Source organism: Pseudomonadota bacterium, from assembly GCA_039028935.1.
Lineage (GTDB): Bacteria > Pseudomonadota > Gammaproteobacteria > Steroidobacterales > SZUA-146 > SZUA-146.
On sequence record JBCCHD010000083.1, the window covers coordinates 1 to 3,096 of the forward strand.

The 3,096-nt window shown below is 56.3% G+C and carries 2 protein-coding genes and 1 pseudogene; 2 read left to right on the forward strand and 1 reads right to left on the reverse strand.

Annotated elements, in window-relative coordinates; genetic code table 11:
* Positions 1-86: 86 nt before the first annotated feature.
* Positions 87-851: an AraC family transcriptional regulator gene (locus tag AAF465_17425; protein MEM7084504.1), complete on the reverse strand. Its 765-nt coding sequence runs from the start codon at positions 849-851 to the stop codon at positions 87-89.
* Positions 852-958: 107 nt separating this feature from the next.
* On the opposite strand from AAF465_17425, the gene AAF465_17430 reads away from it, so the two are divergent.
* Together AAF465_17430 and AAF465_17435 are read left to right on the forward strand one after the other, a co-directional pair.
* Positions 959-2,845, forward strand: a complete 1,887-nt coding sequence (locus tag AAF465_17430; GenBank protein MEM7084505.1) for a beta-ketoacyl synthase — start codon at positions 959-961, stop codon at positions 2,843-2,845.
* A gap of 128 nt (positions 2,846-2,973) precedes the next feature.
* Positions 2,974-3,096 (forward strand): annotated as a pseudogene (locus AAF465_17435) (type I glyceraldehyde-3-phosphate dehydrogenase).

A 3,096-nucleotide genomic window follows, 5' to 3' on the forward strand; every position in this document is an offset into this window, starting at 1 on the left:
AAATTCATAGCGGTGCGGCCGAGAAGATCCTTCGCAATTTTCCATCGACGGTTTTGCCATTTTTGGGTGGGCGAGACACCACGCGCCTATTTAAAACGACGGTGGAGCGTTCGTGTCGTGGTGCCAAGGCGCTTGGCCATGTCCGCTAGCGTGATATTGCTGTCAACGTTGGCGTGCATCCAAGTTTGCGCTTCGCACACCAGTTCGTCGCTTGAGTTCTCGCCGCCCGCGAGATAACGCTGATCTTCAAAGGTTCGGCGGATTTCGTGTGAGAAGTTCTTTTGCACATGGTAGGCAACGTCACGGGAATAGAATCGCTCAATTAAATGAACGGTTACATCAGCGAGCGAGTTGATGCTCGCCGCGCAATAAAGCGTTCCGGCTTGAGTCACGAAATAATCGCGCTTTAATTGCACCAGCGGATAGCGTTGTTCGAAGCGCGCAAAATTATGCCAATGCGTCGTCGCGGGCTGATGATCTAATAACCCCGTTTCCGCTAACAAGCTGACTCCCGTTCCGGTGGCGGCGATTGCGGCGCCCTGGTTGGAATGGCGTTTCAGCCACGGATAAAGCTCGGCGCACGCTGCTAGCACCGGGCTAGGATTGCGCCACAAGGCTGGCAGGTAAATGACGTCTAATTGAGGATCGGCCCCGTCCAGCGGCACAGCCTTTTGCAAACCTAATAATTCTTCGGTCGCTGGCGCTCCGGGGATACTCAGTAATTGGATGGATAACGAGGCCTCAAGGCGGGTCGATGCCTGTATCGCGTCACCCGCGGCGCGCCACATTTCCAAGGGCAGGACAGTGCCCGTTGCAAGCATGCGCGGCGCCACGACGAAGCCGATTTTCAAGCACTTTCGGTCCATTTTGTCTTAATTGGCCAGTGTTGTGGCTGAATATACCAATCATAAGTCAGAATTGACGGTTAGTATTCTCACAAACAAACAGAACATCTCGAATGGTAACCAGACTACCTGTGATCGTCGGTTTCGGCGGCGTTAACTCGGCCGGACGCGCCTCGTTTCATCACGCCTACCGGCGGACGATTTGGGACAGCTTACCGGCTGAGGAGCAACGCACGACTGTTGCCGCCTTGAGCGCAATGATGGGCTTGGCAAGCTTTCGCAACGGCCAGTTTTTCTCGCCCGATGGCACCGCACTCGACCAATCTGGCTACCAGACGCTTGAGCAACGCGTGCTCGAGGGTTCGCTGATCCGCAGGATTAATTTATTCGATCCCGATCACGTGGCCGGCAATAGCGTCTTAGCGCTCGAGCCCGAGAATGGCGCCATAGAGCTTGCCTGCGCAAACATCAATGACGACGTGTACACGCAATGGCGGGTGGAAAATCTGAACGGCGGGCGCGCGCGATTAACGAACGAAGTTAAGACCGAGCTCAAAGTGGAAACCTACCGCAAACTTGCGGTGCAATCGGGCGGACAACTGCCTGACGGATTTGACCCCAGCACACTTTATAAGTCGCGGTTCCATCCTAAAGGTTTACAGCTCGCGATCATCGGCGCCTCTGATGCCGTGCGCTCCATTGGTATCGACTGGCAGACCATTGCCGATCGCGTGCGGCCCGACGAAGTGGCGGTCTACGCGGCAAGCGCCATGGCTCAACTCGACGAAGCTGGGACGGGTGGCATGCTGCAGGCGCGGCTGCGTGGCTCGCGTGTCAGCGCCAAGCAGCTCCCTCTCGGTCTGAATACGATGCCAGCGGATTTCGTAAACGCTTACGTGCTCGGCAGCGTCGGTGCGACCGGAGCCAATGCTGGCGCCTGCGCAACGTTTCTCTATAACTTGCGACTCGCCGTTGAGGACATTCAAGCAGGGCGCCGACGAGTGTGCGTGGTGGGCAATGCCGAAGCCCCGCTGACGCCGGAGGTCATTGAAGGCTACGCCGCGATGAGCGCGCTCGCCACCGACGACGGCTTAAGTAAACTCGATGGTGAGGATAAGCCCAATCATCGACGCGCCAGCCGACCTTTTGGAAACAACTGCGGCTTTACGTTGGGCGAGTCGGGTCAATATTTTGTGCTCTTCGATGATGAACTGGCCATCGAAATGGGCGCCAATATTCATGCCGCGGTACCCGAGGTCTTTGTCAACGCGGATGGCTTCAAGAAATCGATTTCCTCGCCCGGGCCCGGCAACTATATAACGCTTGCCAAAGCGGTGGCGGCGGCGCGCGCGCTGCTGGGTGATGAGGCGGTACGCCAGCGCAGCTTCGTGCAAGCCCACGGGTCGAGTACACCGCAAAATCGCACAACTGAATCACGCATACTGAATATGGTTGCCAACGCGTTCGGCATTGAGGGTTGGCCCGTATCGGCGGTTAAAGCCTTTGTCGGACACTCACTTGCACCGGCCAGCGCCGACCAAATGAATAACACTTTGGGGGTGATGCGCCACGGTGTGTTGGCGGGTATCAAAACGATCGATGAGCTGGCCCCGGATCTCGAGGACGATCATCTCAATATCGTGACCGAAGACCTCGATGTCAGCGACCGGGCGGACGTTGCTTTTTTGAACTCGAAGGGTTTCGGCGGCAACAATGCGACCGGCACGGTGCTTTCGCCAGACATCACTGCGGCCATGCTGGAGAAGCGCTATGGTTCAAAAACCATGAACGAATACCGCGCGCGTGCTGAGCAGACCGCGGCTCAAGCGAAACTCTACGATGACGCCTGCCTAGCGGGCCCGATGGAGCCGATTTATCGATTCGGCGACGCCCTGGTCGACGAATCTCAAATTGAGATCACCGAACATGGCGTTACCTTGCCAACTTTCGCGCAACCGGTGGATCTTGATTTAGAAAATCGATATCCCGACATGAGCTAGCAGCCATGTCGAGCGGTGCACCTCGCCTAGACGCCAACTCAAAACCGAGGTAGATGTGACAGCAGTGCCATCTAGAATCTATTTCTGCCTTCTGCTCTCCGACTTACCAATCTCTGTCATGACAGACCACCTATGATGAGATCAAAGAGACCGTCAAAGCAGCTGCTGATTCATCCCTCAAAGGCATTATGGGATACACCGAGGACCAGGTTGTCTCGCAGGACTTCCGTGGTGACACAAGGTCGTCTATC

What these genes read in the sequence shown, in the direction of transcription:
- AAF465_17430 (MEM7084505.1), top strand. Translation starts at nt 959, where the DNA reads ATGGTAACCAGACTACCTGTGATCGTCGGTTTCGGCGGCGTTAACTCG.